The sequence below is a fragment of the Halomarina halobia genome (genome assembly GCF_029338575.1).
GTDB lineage: Archaea > Halobacteriota > Halobacteria > Halobacteriales > Haloarculaceae > Halomarina > Halomarina halobia.
In genome coordinates, this window is record NZ_CP119992.1 from 255,668 (window position 1) to 276,836 (window position 21,169).

Annotated in this window: 23 protein-coding genes; 14 read left to right on the forward strand and 9 right to left on the reverse strand. The window is 70.2% G+C overall.

What is annotated here, in order from left to right:
• Window positions 1–361 precede the first annotated feature (361 nt).
• Window positions 362–631 carry a helix-hairpin-helix domain-containing protein gene (locus P1K31_RS01290; RefSeq protein ID WP_276304471.1) on the forward strand — a complete coding sequence of 90 codons (270 nt, stop codon included), beginning with the start codon at window positions 362–364 and terminating at the stop codon, window positions 629–631.
• Window positions 632–699: 68 nt separating this feature from the next.
• Here the strand turns inward: P1K31_RS01290 and P1K31_RS01295 are convergent, their stop codons facing one another.
• Window positions 700–942, reverse strand: a complete 243-nt coding sequence (locus P1K31_RS01295) for a hypothetical protein (RefSeq protein WP_276304472.1) — start codon at window positions 940–942, stop codon at window positions 700–702.
• A gap of 137 nt (window positions 943–1,079) precedes the next feature.
• Between P1K31_RS01295 and P1K31_RS01300 the strand changes: the two genes are divergently transcribed.
• From P1K31_RS01300 to P1K31_RS01315, 4 genes are all read left to right on the forward strand, one after another.
• Window positions 1,080–1,820: a YqjF family protein gene (locus tag P1K31_RS01300; RefSeq protein ID WP_276304473.1), complete on the forward strand. Its 741-nt coding sequence runs from the start codon at window positions 1,080–1,082 to the stop codon at window positions 1,818–1,820.
• Window positions 1,821–1,949: 129 nt separating this feature from the next.
• A complete protein-coding gene (locus tag P1K31_RS01305; RefSeq protein ID WP_276304474.1) occupies window positions 1,950–2,753 on the forward strand; it encodes an alpha/beta fold hydrolase in 804 nt (267 codons plus the stop codon).
• A gap of 145 nt (window positions 2,754–2,898) precedes the next feature.
• The gene (gene hpt, locus P1K31_RS01310) at window positions 2,899–3,444 is read left to right on the forward strand and encodes a hypoxanthine/guanine phosphoribosyltransferase (protein WP_276304475.1); all 546 of its coding nucleotides are present in this window, start codon (window positions 2,899–2,901) and stop codon (window positions 3,442–3,444) included.
• A gap of 202 nt (window positions 3,445–3,646) precedes the next feature.
• On the forward strand, window positions 3,647–5,029 hold the full coding sequence (locus tag P1K31_RS01315) for a uracil-xanthine permease family protein (RefSeq protein WP_276304476.1): 1,383 nt from the start codon (window positions 3,647–3,649) through the stop codon (window positions 5,027–5,029).
• Window positions 5,030–5,138: 109 nt separating this feature from the next.
• Here P1K31_RS01315 and P1K31_RS01320 read toward each other — a convergent pair whose 3' ends face one another.
• Entirely contained in the window at window positions 5,139–7,961 is a 2,823-nt protein-coding gene (locus P1K31_RS01320; RefSeq protein ID WP_276304477.1) for a DUF1508 domain-containing protein, read from the reverse strand.
• Between the two features lie 436 nt (window positions 7,962–8,397).
• On the opposite strand from P1K31_RS01320, the gene P1K31_RS01325 reads away from it, so the two are divergent.
• The gene (locus tag P1K31_RS01325) at window positions 8,398–9,336 is read left to right on the forward strand and encodes a ring-cleaving dioxygenase (RefSeq protein ID WP_276304478.1); all 939 of its coding nucleotides are present in this window, start codon (window positions 8,398–8,400) and stop codon (window positions 9,334–9,336) included.
• 12 nt (window positions 9,337–9,348) lie between these two features.
• Here P1K31_RS01325 and P1K31_RS01330 read toward each other — a convergent pair whose 3' ends face one another.
• On the reverse strand, window positions 9,349–10,227 hold the full coding sequence (locus P1K31_RS01330; protein WP_276304479.1) for a GNAT family N-acetyltransferase: 879 nt from the start codon (window positions 10,225–10,227) through the stop codon (window positions 9,349–9,351).
• Between the two features lie 146 nt (window positions 10,228–10,373).
• On the opposite strand from P1K31_RS01330, the gene P1K31_RS01335 reads away from it, so the two are divergent.
• Complete coding sequence (locus tag P1K31_RS01335; RefSeq protein WP_276304480.1) at window positions 10,374–11,015, forward strand: VOC family protein; 642 nt, start codon at window positions 10,374–10,376, stop codon at window positions 11,013–11,015.
• Between the two features lie 41 nt (window positions 11,016–11,056).
• Here P1K31_RS01335 and P1K31_RS01340 read toward each other — a convergent pair whose 3' ends face one another.
• Window positions 11,057–11,527, reverse strand: coding sequence for a phosphopantetheine adenylyltransferase (locus P1K31_RS01340; RefSeq protein WP_276304481.1), 471 nt, complete (start codon window positions 11,525–11,527; stop codon window positions 11,057–11,059).
• Window positions 11,528–11,690: 163 nt separating this feature from the next.
• Between P1K31_RS01340 and P1K31_RS01345 the strand changes: the two genes are divergently transcribed.
• Both P1K31_RS01345 and P1K31_RS01350 read left to right on the forward strand, forming a co-directional pair.
• A complete protein-coding gene (locus P1K31_RS01345) occupies window positions 11,691–13,031 on the forward strand; it encodes a glycosyltransferase family 2 protein (RefSeq protein ID WP_276304482.1) in 1,341 nt (446 codons plus the stop codon).
• A gap of 71 nt (window positions 13,032–13,102) precedes the next feature.
• Window positions 13,103–13,273: a hypothetical protein gene (locus P1K31_RS01350; RefSeq protein WP_276304483.1), complete on the forward strand. Its 171-nt coding sequence runs from the start codon at window positions 13,103–13,105 to the stop codon at window positions 13,271–13,273.
• A 21-nt stretch (window positions 13,274–13,294) separates the two neighbouring features.
• On the opposite strand, the gene P1K31_RS01355 is transcribed toward P1K31_RS01350, so the two are convergent.
• The 5 genes from P1K31_RS01355 to P1K31_RS01375 all read right to left on the reverse strand — a co-directional run bounded on the left by P1K31_RS01355 (window position 13,295) and on the right by P1K31_RS01375 (window position 17,073).
• The gene (locus P1K31_RS01355) at window positions 13,295–13,864 is read right to left on the reverse strand and encodes a hypothetical protein (RefSeq protein ID WP_276304484.1); all 570 of its coding nucleotides are present in this window, start codon (window positions 13,862–13,864) and stop codon (window positions 13,295–13,297) included.
• 103 nt (window positions 13,865–13,967) lie between these two features.
• Window positions 13,968–14,600: a metallophosphoesterase family protein gene (locus P1K31_RS01360; RefSeq protein WP_276304485.1), complete on the reverse strand. Its 633-nt coding sequence runs from the start codon at window positions 14,598–14,600 to the stop codon at window positions 13,968–13,970.
• A 462-nt stretch (window positions 14,601–15,062) separates the two neighbouring features.
• Window positions 15,063–15,452, reverse strand: coding sequence for a pyridoxamine 5'-phosphate oxidase family protein (locus P1K31_RS01365; RefSeq protein ID WP_276304486.1), 390 nt, complete (start codon window positions 15,450–15,452; stop codon window positions 15,063–15,065).
• A gap of 91 nt (window positions 15,453–15,543) precedes the next feature.
• The gene (locus tag P1K31_RS01370) at window positions 15,544–16,107 is read right to left on the reverse strand and encodes a metal-dependent hydrolase (protein ID WP_276304487.1); all 564 of its coding nucleotides are present in this window, start codon (window positions 16,105–16,107) and stop codon (window positions 15,544–15,546) included.
• A gap of 6 nt (window positions 16,108–16,113) precedes the next feature.
• A complete protein-coding gene (locus P1K31_RS01375; RefSeq protein WP_276304488.1) occupies window positions 16,114–17,073 on the reverse strand; it encodes an LEA/WHy family protein in 960 nt (319 codons plus the stop codon).
• Between the two features lie 117 nt (window positions 17,074–17,190).
• Here P1K31_RS01375 and P1K31_RS01380 point away from each other — a divergent pair, with 117 nt between their 5' ends.
• From P1K31_RS01380 to P1K31_RS01400, 5 genes are all read left to right on the forward strand, one after another.
• A complete protein-coding gene (locus P1K31_RS01380) occupies window positions 17,191–17,394 on the forward strand; it encodes a hypothetical protein (protein ID WP_276304489.1) in 204 nt (67 codons plus the stop codon).
• 35 nt (window positions 17,395–17,429) lie between these two features.
• Window positions 17,430–18,125, forward strand: a complete 696-nt coding sequence (locus P1K31_RS01385) for a helix-turn-helix domain-containing protein (RefSeq protein WP_276304490.1) — start codon at window positions 17,430–17,432, stop codon at window positions 18,123–18,125.
• Window positions 18,126–18,185: 60 nt separating this feature from the next.
• Window positions 18,186–19,580, forward strand: a complete 1,395-nt coding sequence (locus P1K31_RS01390; protein ID WP_276304491.1) for an APC family permease — start codon at window positions 18,186–18,188, stop codon at window positions 19,578–19,580.
• On the forward strand, window positions 19,573–20,772 hold the full coding sequence (locus P1K31_RS01395) for a M20 family metallopeptidase (RefSeq protein ID WP_276304492.1): 1,200 nt from the start codon (window positions 19,573–19,575) through the stop codon (window positions 20,770–20,772). Before P1K31_RS01390 ends, P1K31_RS01395 begins: the two co-directional genes overlap by 8 nt.
• A 144-nt stretch (window positions 20,773–20,916) precedes the next feature.
• Complete coding sequence (locus P1K31_RS01400; protein WP_276304493.1) at window positions 20,917–21,156, forward strand: DUF8593 domain-containing protein; 240 nt, start codon at window positions 20,917–20,919, stop codon at window positions 21,154–21,156.
• Window positions 21,157–21,169: the final 13 nt, after the last annotated feature.

The following is a 21,169-nucleotide window of genomic DNA, read 5'->3' on the forward strand; positions in this document are numbered from 1 at the left end:
GGTCGTCGACGCTCGACGCGTGGCTCGCGCGTCCCCTCGCGCACCCGCCTCTCCGCCGACTTCGACGGCGACCCGATCGCGCCGCGGGTCCGAGGGCCGGTGTACCCGAAAGGGGTCTCCGACCGTGGTGAGTGACGAACGACTCGTTACGTTCGCACGACACCACTCGACTATACGCGGAGCGCGCCCTCCGTCCGCGCATGGAATCGGCAACGTCGAGCGACGAACCGGAACCCGCGGCGATTCGATCTCGGGTGCTCGCTTACCTCGTCGACCTCGCGCTCGTCGGCGGTGGCGTGTACGCCGTTACGGTTCGACGCGACCGGTCGTCCCGTGTTCCGACCTCGAACGTCTCGTGGACATGGCCGTCCGGCTCGGCCGAAAGCACGTCGAGGAGCCGTCGACGCCCGCGCTTCCCCGCAGTTCGGTCGCGGTGCTCGACGCGCCGACGCCGAAGCGGATGTACGGCTGCATCGACGGGATCGAGCCCGATACCGCCGATCGGCTCTACGAGGCGTATCCCGCCGTGACGGAGCTACTCGCGGCGTCGCCGGCGGAGTTGATGACCATCGAGGGGATCGGACCGAAGCGGGCGGACGCTATTTACTCGGCGTTGGGGAGCGCGGACTGATGGGCGCTCATCGAGCGATGTACCGAACGGGGGGTTCGAAGGAGCGCGTCGCGGGCTCGGAAGGCCGGCTACTCCAGCCTCGTTCCGTCCTGGGGACAGTACTCGTACGCGTCGTTCCTCGTCCGAAACCCGCAGGACGGACACCGCCGGGGCGGCGCTTCCTCCTCCCGACGGGGTCGTCGGAACAGGAACGGGACGAACGGTACGAACAGGAAGAAGACGAAGCTGTCGAAGTACCACCAGAGGAGCGCGCTGACGAGGAGGCTTCCGACGAGTCCGACCGCCGCGGTGGCCGTCCGAGAGCGAGCCATGCGTTCCGTACACGCCTGACCGAGAAAAGTAGTGGTGCGTCCCCGCCCTGTCGAGGGAACTCGCCGGCGCCAGTTACAAAACCGCCGGTGTCGTACCGCCGCGCGTGCCCCGGCCCGTCGCGCCTCACGCGTTCTCGATGACGTGGACGGACGGCCTGTTCATCCACTGGCCGTTCGACCCGGAGCAGCTTCGCCCGCACGTCCCCGCCCCCCTCGAACTCGACACCTACGACGGCCGCGCGTGGGTCAGCCTCCTCCCGTTCGTCCTGTCACGCGCCGGCGTCCGGTTCTCCCCCTCGTTCACCCGGTTGACCTTCCCCGAACTCAACTTCCGCACGTACGTCCGCTTCGACGGCGCGCCGGGGTTGTACTTCTTCAGCGTCGACGTCGCGCACCCGGTCGTCCCGGCGGTCGTGGGGCGCGGCACCCGGTTGCCGTGCTACCACGCGGACATGGACGTTCGCACGCGCGGCGACCGTGTCGACTTCCGGAGCGTCCGCAGGCGTACGAGCGAACCGTCCGACGGTCGACGGGGCGTCACCGCACGCGTCGACGCGACGTACGGACCCGACGGCGGGATCTTCCGCGCCGAACCGGGGACGCTCGACTACTGGTTGGCCGAACGTCGGCGGATGTACGACCCGGTGGGCGAGAGGGTCCTGTACGCCGACATCGCCCACGACCCGTGGCCGCTCCGGCCCGCCGACGTGACCGTTCGCGAGAACACGATGTTCGAGGCGGGCGGCCTCCCGACGCCGGAGGGCGAGCCCCGGGTCCGCTACAGCGACGAACTCTCGATAACCGGGTCCGTGCCCCGATGGATTCGCGGTTGGGACGGCGACACTTGGATTCGGCCGCGCCACCTGGCCCACCGATAGGCCGGTGGCGGCGAGCGGACGCGAGTCCCGTCGAGCGCCGAGGCCGATCGTTCCCGCGAGGGCGAGAGTGTCGCGGATCGCACCGTTGCACCCGGAACTAAGCGGGTCCCGGTCGTACGTTCGAGGGCAATGGATCGAACTGGCGGAGAGGGGGGTTGGGGGCTCGACGGCATCGACGTCGCCGGACCGTCCGACGCCCCGCCGATCGTGTTCGTTCACGGGTCAGTGTTCACGCGGCACATGTGGGCCCCACAGCGCAGAGCGCTGTCGGGGGAGTTTCGGATACTCGCGCCGGACGTCCCGGGACACGGTGCGCGCGCCGACGAGCCGTTTCGGTTCGAGCCGACCCTGGCGTTGCTCAACGAGGTGATCGAGACGCACGCGGATGGGAGCGCCCTCGTCGTCGGCCTCTCGCTCGGGGGCTATGTCTCGACGGAGTACGCACGCCGTCGCCCCGAACGGGTCGACGGGCTGGTGCTCACGGGGAGCAGCGCCAACCCGATCGACGGGCTGGAACTCGTCACGCGGGCCGTCGGCGGCGTGTCGCGCCTGGCGACCAGGAGCGACCTCGTCGAGCGAGGCGTCGTTCGACTCGCGGAACGGTGGGTCAGAGAGCGGAACCTGCCCCCGGACGTCGAGGCGGAGATCATCGACGCCGGGTTCTACCCCCGGCCGTTCGGGGAGGCGGGGCCGTACCTGGCCGGGCGGGACTTCCGGGCGGCGCTCGCCGAGTACCCCGGGCCGTCGCTCCTGCTCAACGGGGAGCGAGACCGCCTCATGCGGCGGGGAGAGCGGAAGCACGCGGCGGCCGCCCGCGACGCGCGCGTCGAGGTGATCGACGGCGTCGGACACGTCTGCAACCTCCACCGGCCGCGAGCGTACGCGGACGCGGTGCGGACGTTCGATCGGCGCGCGGTCGCTAGAAACCGGTGAACCGGACGACGGTGATCCGCGGTCCGCCGACACACCTCTCGCCGGCACACCTCTCGACGCTCGACGCGTCGAGCGTCGGGCGCGGGGAGCGGGAGGTGCCGTCGGAGAACGAACCGCTTTTCCCCTGTTTCGGAAAACGGGCGGCATGAACCGACTCCGCGAGTCGCTGCACGACGCGCCGATCGTCGACAAGGACGGGTACGAGTACCTCGTCCACCCGATAAGCAACGGCGTGCCGATGCTCGATCCCGGACTGCTGCGGGAGGTGGTGGTCGGCGTCACGCGGGCGGCGGAGCTCGACGTGGACAAGATCGTCGCGCCGGAGGCGATGGGCATCCACATCGCGACGGCGCTCTCGCTGCAGACCGACATCCCGCTGGTGGTCATCCGCAAGCGGTCCTACGGCCTCGACGGCGAGGTGGCGCTCCACCAGACGACGGGCTACTCGGAGTCGGAGATGTACATCAACGACGTCGAGGCGGGCGACCGCGTGCTGATCGTCGACGACCTGCTGTCGACGGGCGGCACGCTGGCGGCCATCTGCGACGCGCTCGACGGCATCGGCGCGCAGATCGTCGACATCGTGGTCGTGATCCGGAAGGTGGGCAAGTCGGCCCTCGACGACACCGACCGCGAGGCGACGAGCCTGGTCGACATCACCGTCGAGGACGGCGAGGTCACGATCCACTGACCGACTCCGCCGGCCGCGGACGGTCGCTGACGCCCGCACACGACATCCCCTCCCCCTCCCCTCCTCGTCGATACCGACGAAGCGTCCCCCTCCTCTTCGCGACGACCGTTACACGCACGTGCATATATTCACTCGTACCGACTCCGATATGCGCTCGATCACGGAACAGTTATTGACGGGGGGTCGCACGTACCGCCAACGCATGTCGACTGACGCTGACGGGAAGATCGAACTCGAGTACGAACTCGACGACAGACCGCCGTGGCCGAAGTCGATCCTGCTCGGGGTGCAGCACGTGGCTGTGATGATCGTTCCGGCGACGGCGGTGGCGTTCATCGTCGCGGGCGCGGTCGGCCTCGGCGCGGCGGACACGGCGTACGTCGTCCAGATGGTGCTCCTGTTCTCCGGGCTGGCGACGATCGTCCAGGCGTACACCGTCGGCCCGGTCGGGGCGCGGCTCCCGATCGTGATGGGGACCAGCTTCACGTTCGTCGGGGCGGCCACGAGCATCGGCGTCGACTACGGGCTGGGGGCCGTCTTCGGCGCGATACTCGTCACCGGGTTCGCCGTCGAGGGGCTGATCGGCTGGCAGTTCGACCGCATTCAGCCGTTCTTTCCGCCGCTCGTGACGGGGCTGGTCGTGATCGTGATCGGGCTCTACCTCGTCCCGGTCGGCGTCGACTACGCGGCCGGCGGCGTCGGCGCGGCGGACTACGGCGCGGTACACAACATCGGCCTCGCCCTGCTGGTCCTGTCCGTCGCGGTCGTCCTCAACGTGTTCACTACCGGCGTCACGCGGCTCTTGAGCGTGCTCGTCGGCATCGGGGTCGGCTACGCGGTCGCCGTCGCGCTCGGCCTCGTCGACTTCGGTCCGGTGGCGTCGGCCGCCCCGTTCGCCGTCCCGCGGCCGGGCGCGTTCGGCTTCGCGTTCGAACCGATCGCCGTCGTCACGTTCGCGTTCCTATTTCTGGTGTCCGCGATGGAGACCGTCGGCGACATGTCGGGCGTCACGGCCGCCGAGGGGAGAAACCCGACCGACGAGGAGTTCCGCGGCGGGCTGTTCACCGACGGCCTCCTGAGTTCGCTCGGTGCGGCGTTCGCCGCCTTCCCCGTCACGTCGTTCTCCCAGAACGTGGGTATCGTCAACTTCACGGGCGTGATGAGCCGTCACGTCGTCGGCGTCGCCGGCGTCGTCCTCGCGGTGCTCGGGCTCAGCCCGAAGGTGGGCGCGGCGGTCGCGACGATCCCGAGTGCCGTCTTCGGCGGCGCGGTCGTACTGATGGCCGGTATGGTGGCCGCGAGCGGCGCGCGCCTGCTCTTCCTGCACGTCGACCTCGACCGCCGGAACATGGTCGTCGTCGCCGTCTCCCTCGGTCTCGGCCTCGGCGTCACCATGCGGCCGGAGGCGCTCCAGGAGCTGCCGCGGGCCGCCCGGACCTTCTTCGGGGAACCGGTCATCGTGACCGCGCTGACGGCACTGCTCCTCAACACGTTCGCCCCCGGCGAGCAGAGCCCGCTCTTCGACGTCCCGTCCGCCGAGACGCCCGCCGACGGTCGGGGCCGCTCTCAGCCCGGAGAGGACTGACGACGCGCACGCGGTTCGACGAGCGGACACGCCTCGGAAGACGGAGGTCGGCGTCGCGGTCGAACGGTTCACGGCGACGACCGGACGAGGTGTCCCGATTACGCGAGGGTCATTCCGCGACCTGCGTCATCGCCGTCGGCGCGAACTCCTTGACCGCGTCCATCGCTTCGCGCGCCTCACGCCGGGTCGGGAAGGTGGTGAGGCTCTCGGCGATCTCGTCTCCGTCCTCGCCGATCAACCGCCAGCGCCACTCGCCCTGGTCCTCGTGAAGTTCGAACACGGTCGTCTCTATCTCGAGAATGCTGGCCTCACCGACCTCCGTTCTGATGACCTCGAGCGCCGCTGTGACGTCCTCGCGGGACGGGTACCCCTCCTCGGCGGCGGCGATGACTTCCTCGTCCCCGTCGATGAGTCGCCAGTACCAGCGATCGCGTTCCTCGTACAGTTCGAACGCGGCGTCGTCGTACTCGAGGGTGCCCGCGTCGGGGAGCAGGGTTCTGATCCGGTCGATCGCCGACTCGACCTCCTCCCGGCCGTCGTACGCACCCTCTCCCTGCATCAGCGGCGTCCAGTCGGCCTCGATGAGCTGCCAGTACCAGGCGTCATCGCGGAGCGTCACGTGGAAGACGGGGCGGTCTATCTCGAACACCGGCACGTCGTCCGCACGTCGCTGGATCGCCGTGACGGCCTCACTGCTCTCCTCGCGGTTCGCGTAGACGGGAACGCTCTCCGCGATCGTTACGCGGTTCCGGTCGAGTATTCGCCATGACCAGTTCCCGGTACGCTCGACCAGCTTGACTGCGACGTTCTCGACGGTGTGGATGGACGCCGACGTCGCCGTGTCGTAGACCTCCTCCTCGATCGCGGTCTCGGCCTCGTCGCGCGTGTTGAAGCTGGTGGCGCTGTCCGCGAGGATCACTCCGTCGGGCCGTACGAACCGCCAGCGCCACTCGTCGTCTTCGGTCGCGTAGACCTGGAAGGTGGCGTCGTTCACCTCTCGACTCCGCGTGTCGCCAGCGCGGGCCACGAGCCGGTCCATGGCCGCGCGGGCCGCCTCCTTCGACGGATGTCGATCGACGCCCCTCGCGGTCGTTCGTCCCCCCTCGTTGACGAGCCGCCAGTTCCAGTTCCCGTCGTCGTCGTTGAACAGTTCGAACGCGGCGGTCTCGATCTCGAGCAGCTCGGCGTTCGGTGCGTTCTCCTTTAGCGTCGTCATCGACGCCGCCGCCTCCGCCCGCGAAGTGTGCTCCTCGCCGCTGTCGGCCATCACGTTACCGTCCTCGTCGATGAGCCGCCACCGCCACTCGTCTCCCGTCTGATAGAGCTGGAACGCCGCGGTCTCGAACTCGATGAGTTCGGCCTCCAGCGCTTGCGTCTTGACCTGCTCGATCCCCGCAGCGACCTCCGTCCGTCCCTCGTAGGGCGTGACGCCCTCGGCGATCGTCTCGCGGGCCTCGGTAACGAGTCGCCAGTTCCAGCCCGCGGGCGCCCGGTAGTACTCGAACTCGGCGTTCTCGACGACGACGGTGTCCGCCTCCGCCGCGTGCTCGGTCATCCATTCGGCAGCCCTGACGCACCCCGACTCGTCGGAGGCGGCATCGTGGTTCCGAGCGATGACGCGATCGTCGTCGGTGACGAGGTGCCACCGCCACGCACCCTCATCGGACGGGGAGACGAGGTACGCGGGCTGCTCCGGTTCGAGGATGGGTGCGTTACCGACGTGCTTCAGCAGGTCGTAGACGGCCGATTCGACCCTCCGACGGGAGGTGAACCCGGTCGTACTGATCGCGAGTTCGGTCTCGTTCGCGTCGACGAGCCGCCACCGCCACTCGGCGTCGTCCTCGAAGAGTTCGACGCCGAAGGCATCGAGGACGAGTTTACCCGCGTCGTCGATCCGCGACCGGACGTGCTCCGTCGCCGCTTCGGCGGCTCCGCGCGTTTCGAACGCGGTACTCGTCTGCGCGACCGTGGATCGGTGTTCGTCGACGAGCCGCCAGCGCCACTGTCCGCCGTCGGCGTAGCAATCGAACGCCGCACCGTCGATGTCGAGTACGGTCGCGTCGGGACCGAACTCCTTGAGGTCGTGTACCGACTCGGCCGCCGCGTCTCTGTTTTCGAATCCACTGCCACTGGCCGCGAGGACGGTGCCGTCCTCGCGGATGAACAGCCACCGCCACTGCCCCTGACGGCTTTCGTACAGCCTGAACGCGGCGTTCTTGATCTCCAGCAGACCGGCTCCGCCGATCTTCGTCTTCACGCTCTCGACGATCTCCTCGGTCTCGAGGTGTGACGGATAGCGGTCCGGACTCCCCGCGATCGCGTCCTGCTCGATGAGCCGCCACCGCCACTCCTTGCCGTCCCTGTACACGGTGAAGAGGCCGTCACGGAGGCGTTCGCCGACCAGGCTGGCCGGGTATTCGCCCGCGTAGCTGAACTCCTTCTCGAAGAGCAGGCTCTTCTCCCCGGTCACGACCGGGACGAGAGCGGCAACCCCCACGAGGATGCCCATGCCCGCGGTGTACAGGGCGATGATCTCCGTGCTGTAGTTAGGCGTCCCTGAGATCCAGTTCCCCGGATAGATGGCGACGAACCACGCGTCCGCGAGTATCGACATCGTCGCGCCGACCCCCGCGACGTGGATACTCCGTCGCTTGATCGGCAGGAGGAGGAGTATCCCGAGGAACAGGACGGGCAATCCGAACGCCGCGAGCGTGATCGATACTTTCCTGACGAAGTACCCGCTCCACCAGAGCGGACCGAGTAGATAGGTCACCACGCCGAGGAGCGAGACGATCGATCCCGAAATGAACACCCAGTAACCGTAGACGTCCTTCCTCGACCTGGGTTCTCCCACGTACCGCGCGTACAGCGCGTACAGTAGCCGACCCAGGACGTTCCTGACGTGCGTTGTCGTGCTTCGTTCTACCTTCATTGTTGTCGCCCCGTTACATCTAATAAACCAGACTGATTAATAAGTAATGGACACTGTCAGGATTTATGACTAATTCACTGAGCAGTGGATGCTCGTGGGTGAGCCCCAGGCCCCGGCGCTGGGTATCTGTGACGGGGATCGAGCGGACAGCCCCGCTCCACCTGGCGTGACAGGGGCCGGGCGGTGTCGCCCACGCGAGCGGTTCACCGTCTGGCGGGCCCGGGCCGCCGTGTCGGGCGTGGCGTCGATCCGCTGGACGGTCGGGACGGAAGTCCGAGAGCGTGGACCGCGTCGACGAGACGCGAATCGCCTCGCCCGTACACCGGAACACGGAGCGTTCCGGGGACACCTCCGAGCGCGGCTGCCGTCGATCGCGTCGGTGTACCGTCCACGGACAGGCAACAGCGGTATGCCGTGCGACCCCCTACGGCCGCACATGCCGGCAGACGTACCCGGAATCCACCACGTTACGGCCGTCGGAAGCGATCCCGGACGAAATCTCGAATTCTACACGGGGACGCTGGGGCTTCGCCTGGTCAAGCGAAGCGTGAACCAGGACGACGTGTCGGTGTACCACCTGTTCTACGGCGACCGGAGCGGGACCCCCGGCACGAGCATGACGTTCTTTCCGTACCCGAACGCGCGCCCCGGCCGCGTCGGCACCGGGCAGGTGGGCGCGGTTGCGTTCCTGATCCCGGCGGGATCGGTCGACTTCTGGGCGGACAGGTTCGCGGAGCGCGGCGTCGACGCTGACGACCCCCACGAGCGCTTCGGCGACACCGTGCTCGCCTTCCGCGACCCCGACGGGGTCCCGATGGAACTGGTGGCTCGCCCGGACGCGCCCGCCGGCGATCCGCCGGACGGCCCCGTCCCCCACGAGCACGCCATCCGCGGCTTCTTCGGCGTGACGCTCTCGCTCGAGAGCGCCGGGCCGACCGCGGACCTGCTGCGGACGATGGGCTATCGGGAGACGGCGGTCGAGCGCGATCGCCAGCGCTACGAGGCCGCGGGCGACCTGGGGTACGTCGTTGACCTCCTCGAGGACCCGCAGGCCCCCCGCGGGCAGCCCGGCGCGGGCACCGTCCACCACGTGGCGTTCCGAACGACGGCGGCCGACCAGCCGGCGTGGCGCGACGCCCTGTTCGAGCGGGGGCTCAGGCCGACGGAGGTGATCGACCGGAAGTGGTTCGAGTCGGTCTACGTCCGCGAGCACGGCGGCGTGCTCTTCGAGTTCGCCACGGAGTCGCCGGGGTACACGGTCGACGAGGACGTCGACGAACTGGGTGAGCGGCTGGTGCTGCCCGAGTGGCTGGAGGACCGGCGGGCGGAGATCGAGGCCGGCCTCCTGGATCTGCCGACGCCGCCCACGAAGTAGCGAACCGCCGGCCTAGAGGTACGAATCGTCGTACGCCTCGTCGGAGCGGGAGGCGTGAGTGTTGCCACACTCGTCGCACTCGACGCGTCCCATCGTGTCCTCCGTGACGTCGAGCGAGCCGCAGTACGCGCAGTAGTAGCCGTACCGCTCCGTGAACTCCTCGTCGAGGTACGCCGCGAAGAACGGGGCCTCCTCGCCCGATAGCTGGTCGTCGCGGTCGACGTACACCCGTCTCCCGTCGTCGGTCATCGCGGTCGGGACGCCGTCTTCGCGTTCGGTCTCCGGGAGGTCGACCTCGGTTCCGTCCGCGTCCGTCTCCGTATCACCGTCAGTCTCCGCCTTCGTCTTCCTGTCTATCCCCGCGTCCGCCTCCGTCTCCTCGTCGGCAGCCCCGGCGGCCGACGGTTCGACGTACACGTACTCCTCGAGGGACTCGTCGCCGAACTCCGCCTGTCGGACGCCGATCCGCTCGTACTCGAACCGCTCGAAGAACCCGTGGCCCTCCATGTTCGCCTCGAGCGTGCTCGCCCGCACCCGCTCCACGCCCTGATCGCGCAGCGCCCCGACCATCGCCTCGAACAGCTCCGTGCCGACCCCCGCGCCGCGGTGTTCCGGGTCGACGAACAGCCAGCGGACCTCGCCGTCGCCCTCGTCGAGTTCGCCGACGACGACGCCCGCGATCGTGCTCGGGCCGCCGTTCACCTCGCTCTCCGCGACGAGCACGGACGCGTCGGAGCCGTCGAAGCCCCGCGTCGGACGAGCGTCGCCGAACTGCGCCTCGACGATCGTCGCTATCTGTTCCGGGCTGAGCGCGTACGACGTCATCATCGCGCTCCGAACGACCTCCCGCACACGATCCGCGTCGTCCGGGGTCGGCTTGCGGAGTTCCATACGGTTCCTTCCGTCCGGATTACGATAAGCGCGGGGGCGGATGACGGTACGGCGGTCACTCACACCTCGCGATCGTTCGAGGCGCGCCGGAGACGGGCGGTCCGGTGAGTTAGGTCGTATCCGGTGGCGACCCAACGATAACGACGATGACAACCGACCGCCGACCCGCGGACGACTTCGAGGTGACTGCGGAGCGCCCGGACGGCCCGGTGGGCGTGACGGGGACCGACCACGTCATCCTCGTCGGGAGCAACGCCGAAGACACGATCGCGTTCCACCGCGACCTGCTCGGTATGCCGCTCGTCCTCAGACAGCCCAACCTCGACGATCCGGAGTCGACGCACCTGTTCTTCGACACCGGCGACGGGCGGATACTCACGTTCTTCGTGCGCGACGACCGGCCGTCGAACCCCGATCCGCAGCGACCGCCGGTCGGCGCGGTCCACCACCTCTCGTTCGGCGTCGCCCCCGAGCGGTTCGCCGACGTGCGCGAGGCGCTCCGCGAGGAGGGGCGCGGTTTCAACGAGTTCGATCGGGGCGTCTTCCACTCGCTGTACACGCGCGATCACAACGGGCTGGTGATCGAACTGGCGACCGACAAGTACGCCATCCCCGACGACCGCCGCGGCGAGGTGCTCGCGACCGCCCAGCGACTCCGCGAGGCGGACGGCGCGGCGTACGCGGAGGAGGAACACCTGGAGGCCGCGCTGGACGAACTCGGTATCGACGCCGACCGGCACGAGTTACCCGACGCGCCGACGGGCACCGGGACGGTCGACTCCGAGTGACGCCCGGGCGACGCCGGCGAGCGCCCCCGTCTGCGTCCCCGTCATCCGAGCAGGTTCCCGTGCTCGTCGATCTCGCCGCGCGCGATGCGGGTCGAGGAGATCCGCTCGCCGTCCTCCGCGAGCACGTATGGAACGACGATCGGGCGGAGCGGGTCCATCCCCCGCTCGGCCCGGCGGCGGTTGAGTTCCGCCACCTCGTCGTCGGTCTCGGGCGAGACGACCAGCGCGTCGAGCGAGGGATCGTCGTCGGCGAACCCGTACTCGTCGCTCACCGTCCTGACCTCCACCTCGCGGTTCCACTCGTCGAGGGCGTCGATCTCCGCCAGTACCCGCCGCTCGCGCTCCTCGTACGGCGGGATCGGACGCGGGTCGTCGCGGCGCGACGAGGCGGCGAACGCGTCGCTCGTGATGCCGACGACGACTCCCTCGTCGCCCCGTTCGAGCGCCGCTCGAAGGAGCGCCCTGTGCCCGTCGTGGAGCGGACCGAACGTTCCGGCGACGACGACTCGCACGCGGGCGGTTTCGATACGAACGCGTAAAGGTCTGGCTTCGCCGCGGGATCGTGGCGAAACGAGGCGCGGGCGACCCCGAGTGGGTGTGAGTCTCGTCGCACGATGGCCGGCCGTCGAGTACGCCGACGCACCGTTTTTCCCGCCGGCGACCGTCCCCTCACGGGTGGACGTGCGACTGCCCGACGAGTCGTCGCTCTCTCGGCGGAGCGTCGGCTCCGCCCTCGTCGCGGCGGCGCTCTCCTGTGCGCTCGTCGCTCCCGGACTCGTCGTTCCCGCGTACGCCCGGATCGCGTCGGCCGCCCTCGTCGCGTTCGGCGTCGCGCTGGCCGTGCGGGCGACGGCGTCGGCGGTCGTCGCCTTCGCCCCTCGCTCGCCGCCGACCGCCCCGGAGTCGCCGCTGCCCGCGGCGACCGTCGTCGTGACCGCGTACAACGAGGCCGAGGTCCTCCCCGCGACCGTCGACGCCTGCGCCGCCCTCGACTATCCCGACGACAGGCTCGAGATCGTCGTCGGCTACGAGTCGGCCTCGACCGACGGGACGGCCGCCGTCGCCGAGGCGGCGGCCGACCGCGACCCGCGGATCGTGGCCACCGAGCGAGACGGATCGCCGGGCGGGAAGGCGAGCGCGACCAACCACGCGCTCGCGAGCGCGTCGGGGGAGATCGTGGCCGTCCTCGACGCGGACCAGCGCCCAGAACCGGGCGCGCTCCGCCGGGCGGTCCGGTGGTTCCGGGACGACGACGTCGCCTGCGTCAAGGGTCGGTGCTTCGGGACGAACCCCGACGCGTCGCCGGTGGCGCTCTGTGCCACCGTCGAGCGCGCCGTCGCGGAGCGGGCGGAGTTCTACGCCCGCGACCTCCTCGGCGGGTTCGCCCTCTTCACCGGCGGCCAGGCGTTCTTCCGCGCCGACGCCCTGACGCGCGAGGGGGCGTTCGACGAGTCGGTACTCCTCGAGGACCTCGACATGGCCTACCGGCTCCAGCGCGCCGGCGGCGAGATCCGCGTCGACCCGGGGATCGTCACCCGCGAGACCAACCCCGCCGCGATCGCGGCGTGGTGGCACCAGCGCAAGCGGTGGGCTCGCGGCGGCATGCAGGTCGCCCGGCGGTATCTCGGGGCGAACCTCCTCTCCGGGCCGCCCTCGTCCCTCGCTCGCGCCGACTTCGCCGCGACGCTCGGCGCGCTCCTCGCGCTCCCGATTCTGACGCTCGCCTCGCCGCTCGCGGCGATCGCGTGGGGTCTCACCCCCGGCGGCCGGCCGTTCGGCCTCGCCGCGCTCGTCGCGGGCGTCGTCGCCGGTCCGCTCGTCGCGTCGTACCTCGTGCTCGCCGTCGACGCTCGCGACGGCCGCCGGCACGAGCGATCGGAGTACGTCGCGCCGCTCCTCCTCTGGCCGTACTTCCTCCTGCAGGCCGGCGCGGTGGTCGCCGCGTTCGTCGACGAGTTCGTCGTCCGACGGACCGCGGTGTACGTCACGAGCGCGAGCGGTTCCGACGGGGAGTAGCGGAGCGTTCGGACCGCGTCGGCAATTGCAGGTCGGTCCGTTAAGCGGGTGTCGACGCAAGGGAACGACGCATGACCGACACCGATCGGGACGACGAGGCCGAGCGGGAGGAGGAGGAGGAGGAGGAACAGAACCAGTACGGCGGCGGAACGCAGGACGTCGACGCGGTCGAACAGACCGAACGCGTCGGGGGCGACGAGGACGACGCCGAGGAGGGCGACGAGGACGACTCGGGCGACTGAACGCGGACGGTCGGAGCCGACTCAGTCCGGGTCCCGTTCGGGATTTCCGGGCCCGTCGGCCGTCGAGGCACGCCCGCCGTCCGGCGAATCGACGGTGTAATCGGCGATCCACGGCGGCTTCGATCGCCCCTTCGACCACCCGAACAGGTGGCGCTTCTCGTTCGCGTAGTAGTACCGGTAGGCGTCCACGTAGTCGTCCGCCGTCCACCGCCCGGTGAGTTGCGGCGGGTCGCTCGCGTCCGCGCTCGGCCAGTCGAGCGCGCGAACGGCCCCGGAGTCGAGCGATTCGACGGTGGCCCAGCAGGCGTGGCGCTCCTCGGGTTCGTGATCCCAGCGGTACCGCCACTCCTCGTGGGCCGCCGCGACGTACGCGCGGAGGTAGCGCCAGTTCCCGCGCGCGTCGGCCGCCCAGCGCACGAGCGGGTGGCTCGCGTGCGTGAAGTACAGGTCGTCGTCGCGGGGGTACCCGTTCAGCTGAACCGCGGTGGTGAGCGCCATGGAGCACTCGAAGACGCTGCTGGTCACGTGCGCGTCGACGAGCCACGCGGCCGCCCGGTCGAGGTCGCGGTCGAGCCAGAACGCGTTGACCATCGACGACGATAGCCGGCGGAGCCGGTTATACTGTCGGTCGCGTCCGTCGCGCGATCCTTCGGCCGACCGTCGGACGTACTCCGACGTGAGCCTCACGCGAGCTTCACGCGGGCGTCTCGCGCGCGTCGAGCGTCAGGTCGTCGGGGTCGAGGACGTAGTAGCGCTCCCAGACGGGCGCGAGGCTGACGACGCGCGCCCCCCGGATCTCCGCCTCCCGGTGGCGGTGGTGGTGGCCGACGAGACAGAGGTCGGGGGCGGTCGCCTCGAGCAGACGGTCGACGTGTTCGCAACCGGGGTCGTAGCCGTAGGAGAGGAGTCCCCGCGGCGCTTCGTGGGTCAGGAGTACGTCCACGTCCCCGAGGTCGACGACCCGCTCTACGTCCTCGCGGGTGAAGTGCCGGCGGCGGTCCCCGTCCAGTTCGCTCCTCGGCAGGTCGTACTGCGTCGGCGCGTAGTTGCCCGAGAGACCGGCGACGCGGAGGCCGCCGACCTCGGCGGCCGTCCCGGCGAGCAGGCGGGCGTTGCGCACGCCGGGCGGCGTCTCGCCCGCCCGGAGTGCGTCGATCACGTCGAGGTCCTCGTTGTTCCCCGCGACGAACCACGTCGGACGGGGGAGGTCGTACCGCTCGAGGTCGCCGACCTGGAGCGCGACCGCCTCGTCCGCCGCCCGGTAGGCGGCGAGGAGGGCCTCCCACTTGTCGGAATCGGACGCGTGTGCGTCTCCGAGTACGAGCATCGTCGACCGTTCGGACGCGACGGGGTTAACTCGTCGCCCGCCTCACCGGTTCCTCGCGGGCGTCGCCGAGGCGGCGAGCGAGCGCGGCCGCGACGAGACCGCGAGGGGGGCGTTCCTCAGAGCGCACAACTACTACCGGACGGCGGAGTTTTCCTCGACGGCGACGACCCGCGGCGCGGGCCGACGCACGAGCGGAGCAGGGCCTCGTTCCGGAGCGCGTCACCTGCCCGACGCTCGCGCTCGCCGGCGAGGACGACCGCCTGACGCCGCTCCCGTTCGCCTACGAGTTCGTCGACGCGGTGAGCGGGCCGACGACGCTCCGGACCTTCACGACCGAGGAGGGAGCGGGCGAGCACTGCCAGGTCGGGACCCTCTCGCTCGCCCACGGGGTGATCTACGACTGGCTCGACGACGTGCTCCGACGGCGCAGCTCGGCCGGCCGATCGCGGACGGCCGGCGGTATCAGTATAGCCGGTAGCTCGCCGTTCCGACGTCGATACGGACGAGCGCGTTCTCGGACCACGCGTCCTCGTCGGCACCGTACTTCCGGTTGATGCGCGCGGTCGCGGCCGCGATCTCGTCGTCGTCCTCGACGACGGCCGCCGTGCCGAGCAGCGAGACCATCCACTGCGCCCGTCCCCCGTCGTCCCTCTGTACCGACAACGCGACGCGGGGGTTCGCGCGGACGTTCGCCAGCTTCCGTCCGGTCGTGACGATCTCGACGCGGTCGTCGGCGTAGCGGTACCAGACGGGCGCGACGTGCGGCCGGCCGTCGCGACAGGTCGCGAGGTGGGCCATCAGCGGTTCGCTCGTGAGCAACTCCGCCGCCTCGGGGGGGACGACCTCCGACATGACGCGGGGTTCGTCCGCCGCGCGCATAACGGTGTGGACGAACCGGGCGCACGCTCCGGTCGTCGATTCGCGTCGGTTCGCAGGCGCGAGTTCACCGACCCCCCGTACGCGAGGGCCGATCGGCGAGGAAGCCGTCGCGGTAGCCGAGCGCGAGGTGGAGCGAGAGGGCCACGACCAGCAGGCCGAGGTTCCACCACGGCGAGGTGTAGTAGAGCACGTCGATCGAGATGGGCTTGTCGAGGAAGGGCCACAGCGGCTCGACCGGCTCGGAGACGTCCGGCGCGGAGAGCACGTCTCCGAACAGGTGGCTGAGCCCGCCGAGGAGGAACCCGCCAGTCACGAACGGGAAGATCGCGCCGTCGGAGACCGCGTGCCCCTCGCTCTCGCGCCACCACCGTTCGAGCACCGACGTGTCGACGGTCTCGGCGAGGACACCGGCGACCGCCGAGACGATCACCACGAAGAGGACGGTGTGCGTGACGCCGTGGTGCTCGACGGTCGGGACGACGTGCCTGAGCACGAGGTCGACGTCGGGGAGCATCGCCGTCGCGAGGACGGTTCCGACGAACGCGAGGCTCACGCGCCCGTCCCAGACGATCCACGCCGGGAGCGCGAGGAGCAGGGCGAGCGCGAGGTGACCGAGCACGTCGACCATCGTCCGTTATCGCCCTCTCGCCGTCGTCTGCGCCGCCTGCACACGGCGGTCGGCCCCCGCGTCGTTCGTCGTGGACCCGTCGGACCCGAGGATGTCCGTGTGGAACGTCCGCTCGTAGGAGAGCGACTCGAGCGGTAGCCGGTAGCGGTTCCCGAACAGCTCCACCGTGGCGTAGAAGTCGACGGTCATGCGCGTCGTCTCGTCGTTCCGGAGGTGCGTGACCCACCACTCATCGAGCCTCGAGTTGTCGATGACCGCGCGGGTTTCGAGCGTCCGCGTCTCGCCCGGCGGTACGACCGTCGGCTCGGCCGCCGTGCCGTTGCCGACCACGATCCCGTTCATCCGGATCGTGTACTCGATGTCGGTGACGGGGACGGCAACCGGGGTGGGGTTGGTGACGGTCGCCGACGCGTGGATGGGCGTCCGCTCGACGGTCGCGTTCCCCCAGCGGGCGTCGGTATCGTTGACGATGAGCAGCGTCCGGTTCGACGCGGTGATCCGTCGGTTCTCCCCCGTCCGGAGCGGTTCGAGCAGGTCCGTTTCGACGGTCCGCGTCCGCGTCCACGACTCGGCGGGCACCCGCACGCCGGCGTACTCGACGGCGACGGTCGGATCCACCCGCACGGTCGTCGTCTCGTTCCGTTCGACGTGCGAGGCCCACCACTCCGGGATGTCGTCGTTGTCGACGCGCGTCGAGAGGTGGACGACGTCCCGCTCGCCGGAGAGGTCGACCGACCGCGTTCGCTCGTGGGCCATCCCGATGCCGTTGAGCGAGAGCGTGTACTCGACGTCGGCCACGGCGTCGCCCACCCGGAGGAGCGCGGGGTTGGCGACCTGGATCCGCGTCTCGACCTCCGTCCACTCCTGCGTGACGGTTCCCCAGTCGTTGTCGACCGCCTCGACCCGCGGGCGGTCGACGGCGACGAGGCCGTAGGCGGTCCCGGCGAGCAGGAGTACGACGACCACGACCGCTACGACCCGCGAGAGTCTCGAATCGAACGCCACTCCCGTCACTTCCGCGCGCACACGTATCGTCACCGACCCTGCGAATCCGCGCCGTTGAAGTACCGACCGGTTCGCGGGGTGTCGGATCACGTCGGCGCTTACGCGGGAGCGACACCGACGGCCGCCCTGCGCGCAGGCCTCGGCGCGCCGGGCGGCCCCGTCCCGGCGGGCGTCGTCCACCGCGACGTGACCCCGAGCGACGAGGGCCGGGACTACGTCCTCTGGCTCACCAGGTCCGAGCCGCGAGTGGCGCCCGTCGACGGGCCGGCGGGGATGGGGTAGCTTTTCGTCGTCGGCGTCGTTGAGCGCGTGAAGCGATGCCGACCGACGAACCGGGGGTCCGCGTCTCGCTCGACATCTGGCACCCGGACTGCTGGACGCTCGAGGTCACCGAGGCGGTGGACGCGGGGCTGCTCGGCCACGGCGTTCACCGCATCGACGGGTTAGCGACGGGGCGGTTCACCGCCTACGGCGACACGACGGCCGCCGTCGACGACCTCGTCGCGGCCATCGACGCCTCTGACCTCACGGAATCCGTCTGGGAGACCGGCGGATCCGCGGCGGCGGGGAACGACGACGCCGTCCCGGGCAGCGCCGCGCGGGGGATCGTCGTCCGGTACGACCTCGCGAACAGCATCAACGGGGCGCTCGTCTCGCGCGGGTTCATCCCGGACGAGCCCGTGCGGATGGTCGGCGGTCGCGAGTACTGGACAGTCCTCGTCCACGAGACGCGCCGGACGGTCCACGACAGGCTGGAGGAGGTGCGCGAGGAGATGGACGCCGAGATCCGCGTCGAACTCATCACCGCCCCGGCGAGCGGTACGGGCATCTTTCAGACCGACGACCTCTCGGAGCGCCAGCGCGAGGTGTTCGATCTCGCGCGTCGACGCGACTACTACACGTGGCCGCGGGAGGTGAGCGCGGGCGAGCTCGCGGAGATCGCGGGCGTGTCGAGGGCGACGCTGCTCGAACACCTCCGGAAGGCCGAGTCGAAGCTCCTCGGGTCGGAGTGACGGCCGACCCGACCATGCTAGGGAGGGGACATATACCCCCGTACCGTGCCGTGTGTACGCATGGCGGAAACAGGAGCGAACGACGGGAACAGTCTCTCCCGCGACATCGGGCTGTTCGGCGCGGTCAGCACGGTCGTCGCGGGGACGCTCGGCGCGGGGCTGTTCGTCACGCTCGGCACGGCCAGCAGCACGACGGGGCCGAGCGTCATCCTCGTGGTCGTCCTCTCGGGGCTCCTCGCGATGAGCATCGCCGTCAACTACAGCTGGATGGCCACCATCTTCCCGGCGGCCGCGGGGTCGTACGCCTACGTCTCGCGGACGTTCGGGAGCCGCCTGCCGGGCTTTCTCGTCACGTGGTCGAAGTGGCTCGGGTACATGGCGGCCGACGCCGTCCTCGCGCTCGGCTTCGGCAGCTACCTCCAGGTGTTCTACCCCGGTATCGACCCCGCGCTGGCCGGCTTCGGGTTGCTCACGGTGCTCTTCCTCGTCAACCTCGTCGGCACGAAGGGCTACAGCGTCTCGCAGAACGCCATCTTCGCGTTCCTGATGCTCTCGATCCTCGTGCTCGTGATCCCGGGGACGTTCAACGTGAGCGCGGCGAACTATCGCCCGTTCTTCACCGGCGGTCCCGACGGCTTTCTCGCCGCCGCGGTCCCCCTCTTCTACGCCTACATCGGGATCGCGGTCGCCGGGCAGATGGGTGCGGAGGTGAAGGACCCCGGCCGGAACCTCCCGCTCGCGATGGTGGGCGGGACGTTCGTCCTCATCCTGCTGTACGTCTGGACGGCCGTCGTCATCTACGGGGTCGCCGAGTACACCACTCTCGCGAACTCGGCTCGGCCGCTCGCCACGGCGGCCGAGGCGTTCCTCGGGACGAACGCGACCGCGATCGTCGCGATCGGGGGGCTGCTCGCGACCGCCTCCAGCGTCCACGCGGTCATGGCCGCGGGGATCAAGATGCCCTACTCCTGGGCGTGGGACGGGGTGTTCCCCGGGGCCTTCTCGAGCGTGAGCGACCGCTTCGGAACGCCCCACTGGTCGCTGCTCACGCTGTACCTCGTCGCCTCGGCGCTCACCTTCTGGAGTTCGGGGCTCACCCAGGTCATCGTCATCGCCACGTTCAGCTACCTCGTCGCGTACTTCGCCGTCTCGGTGACGACGCTCTACGCGTACCTCTCCAGACCGGACCTCGCCGCGCGGGCCGACTTCGACATCGGCGTCGGACTCGTCCTCACCGGCGTCGTCGCCGCGCTCGGCTCGTTCGCGCTGCTGACGCAGGCGTACCGGGGATCGCTCCGGGTGTACGTCCCCTGGCTCGCCGTCGGGCTGGTCGTCTTCGGGGGCTACTGGTACCGCGGCCGTCGGCGCGACACCGACGTCGGGGCGCTGCTCGACACGCTGCCGGGCGTCGCCTCCGACGACCGCGACCTCGCGCGGGGAACGGGCGATGACTGACCGTCCTCCTATCGACCCCGACGAGACCGTCGACCTCCTCCAGGAACTCGTCCGGATCCCGAGCCCGTACTTCGAGGAGCGCGAGATCGCCGCGTTCGTCCACGACTGGCTCGACGAGCGCGGTCTGAACCCGGCGTATCACCACGTGAGCGAGCCGGAGATCACGGGCTACGAGGGCGACAACGTGCTCGCCCGCCTCGAGGGGAGCGACCCGGACGCGCCGACGCTCCTGCTCGACGCCCACGTGGACACGGTCCGGCCGGTCGAGGACTGGGAGGAGGACCCCTGCTCGGGGCGGATCGAGGACGGGAGGCTCTACGGACAGGGGGCCTGCGACATGAAGGGCGGCCTCGCGGCCGTCATGGTCGCCTTCGAGGCGCTCGCGGAGCGCGACCTGGCCGGCGACGTGCTGCTCGCCGCCGTCGTGGACGAGGAGGGACCGTACGGGCTCGGCACCGACCGCCTCGTCCGCGACGGCTACGCGGACGACTGCGACGCGGCGATCGTCACGGAACCGGGGCCGGTCCTCGCGCGGGGGGAGATCGAGAACCCGGCGCTCGTCCTCGGCGCTCGCGGGCGGTTCCTCTACGACGTCACCGTGAGGGGCGAGGCCGCCCACGGCTCGCAACCGGAGCGGGGGGTCAACGCGGTCGTGGACGCCGGGAGGGTGGCCGACGCGCTCGCCGGGATCGACGTCGGCTCGCACCCGAAACTCGGGGAGGGGTCGGTCTGCCCGCTGCTGCTCGAAGGGGGGAGCCAGACGCTCTCGGTCCCGGAGCGTGCCCGTCTCATGGTGGACCGCCACGTCGTCGTCGGGGAGACCGAAGCCGACGCGCGCGCCGACGCGGAGGAGGCGATCGCGGCGCTCGATCTGGACAGCGAGGTCGAGGTCGGCTTCCGCGAAGCGCCGAGCCCCGACGTCCGCTACGGGCCGTACGTCACCGACGAGGACCACCCGCTCGTGACGGCGCTCCGGTCCGCGACCCGCTCGGTGGCCGGCGTCGACCCGGCGATCGGTTACTTCGAAAGCGTCGGGGACTTCAACTACCTCGGCGACCGCGCGGACCTGCCGACGGTCATCCTCGGACCCGACGGCGAGAACGTACACGCCGCGGGCGAGTTCGTCTACACGGACGAGGTGGTCGAGGTGGCGGAGGTCGTCGTCGCGGCGGCGACGGACTTCCTGGGGTAAGGGTCGGCGAGCGCGGTACTGTTCAGATACGCTCTGGCCGGTCGGAACACCACTGCTGGGCGGGACTGAAAGGGGCCGCCGTCTCGACGACGGCCGGCGAGCGCGGGGAAAACGTTCAACTCGCTCCGCCGTGAACCGCGACCCATGCCCGACGACTTCTCGGAGGAGCAGGTCGGAAAGCGCGTCGTCTCCCAGACCGGCGAGGAGATCGGCACCGTGCGCGACGTTCGCGGCGGCGACCTCCACGTGACCGTCGAGGGCGACGTGGACGCCGACCTCCTCGACGAACTGGGGTGGGACGGCACGGTCGAACAGGACGCCCACCACCTCCCCGGTCGGTACGTGGCGAACGTCGACGAGGACACGATCAGGCTACGCGTGTGAGACGCGAGCGCGA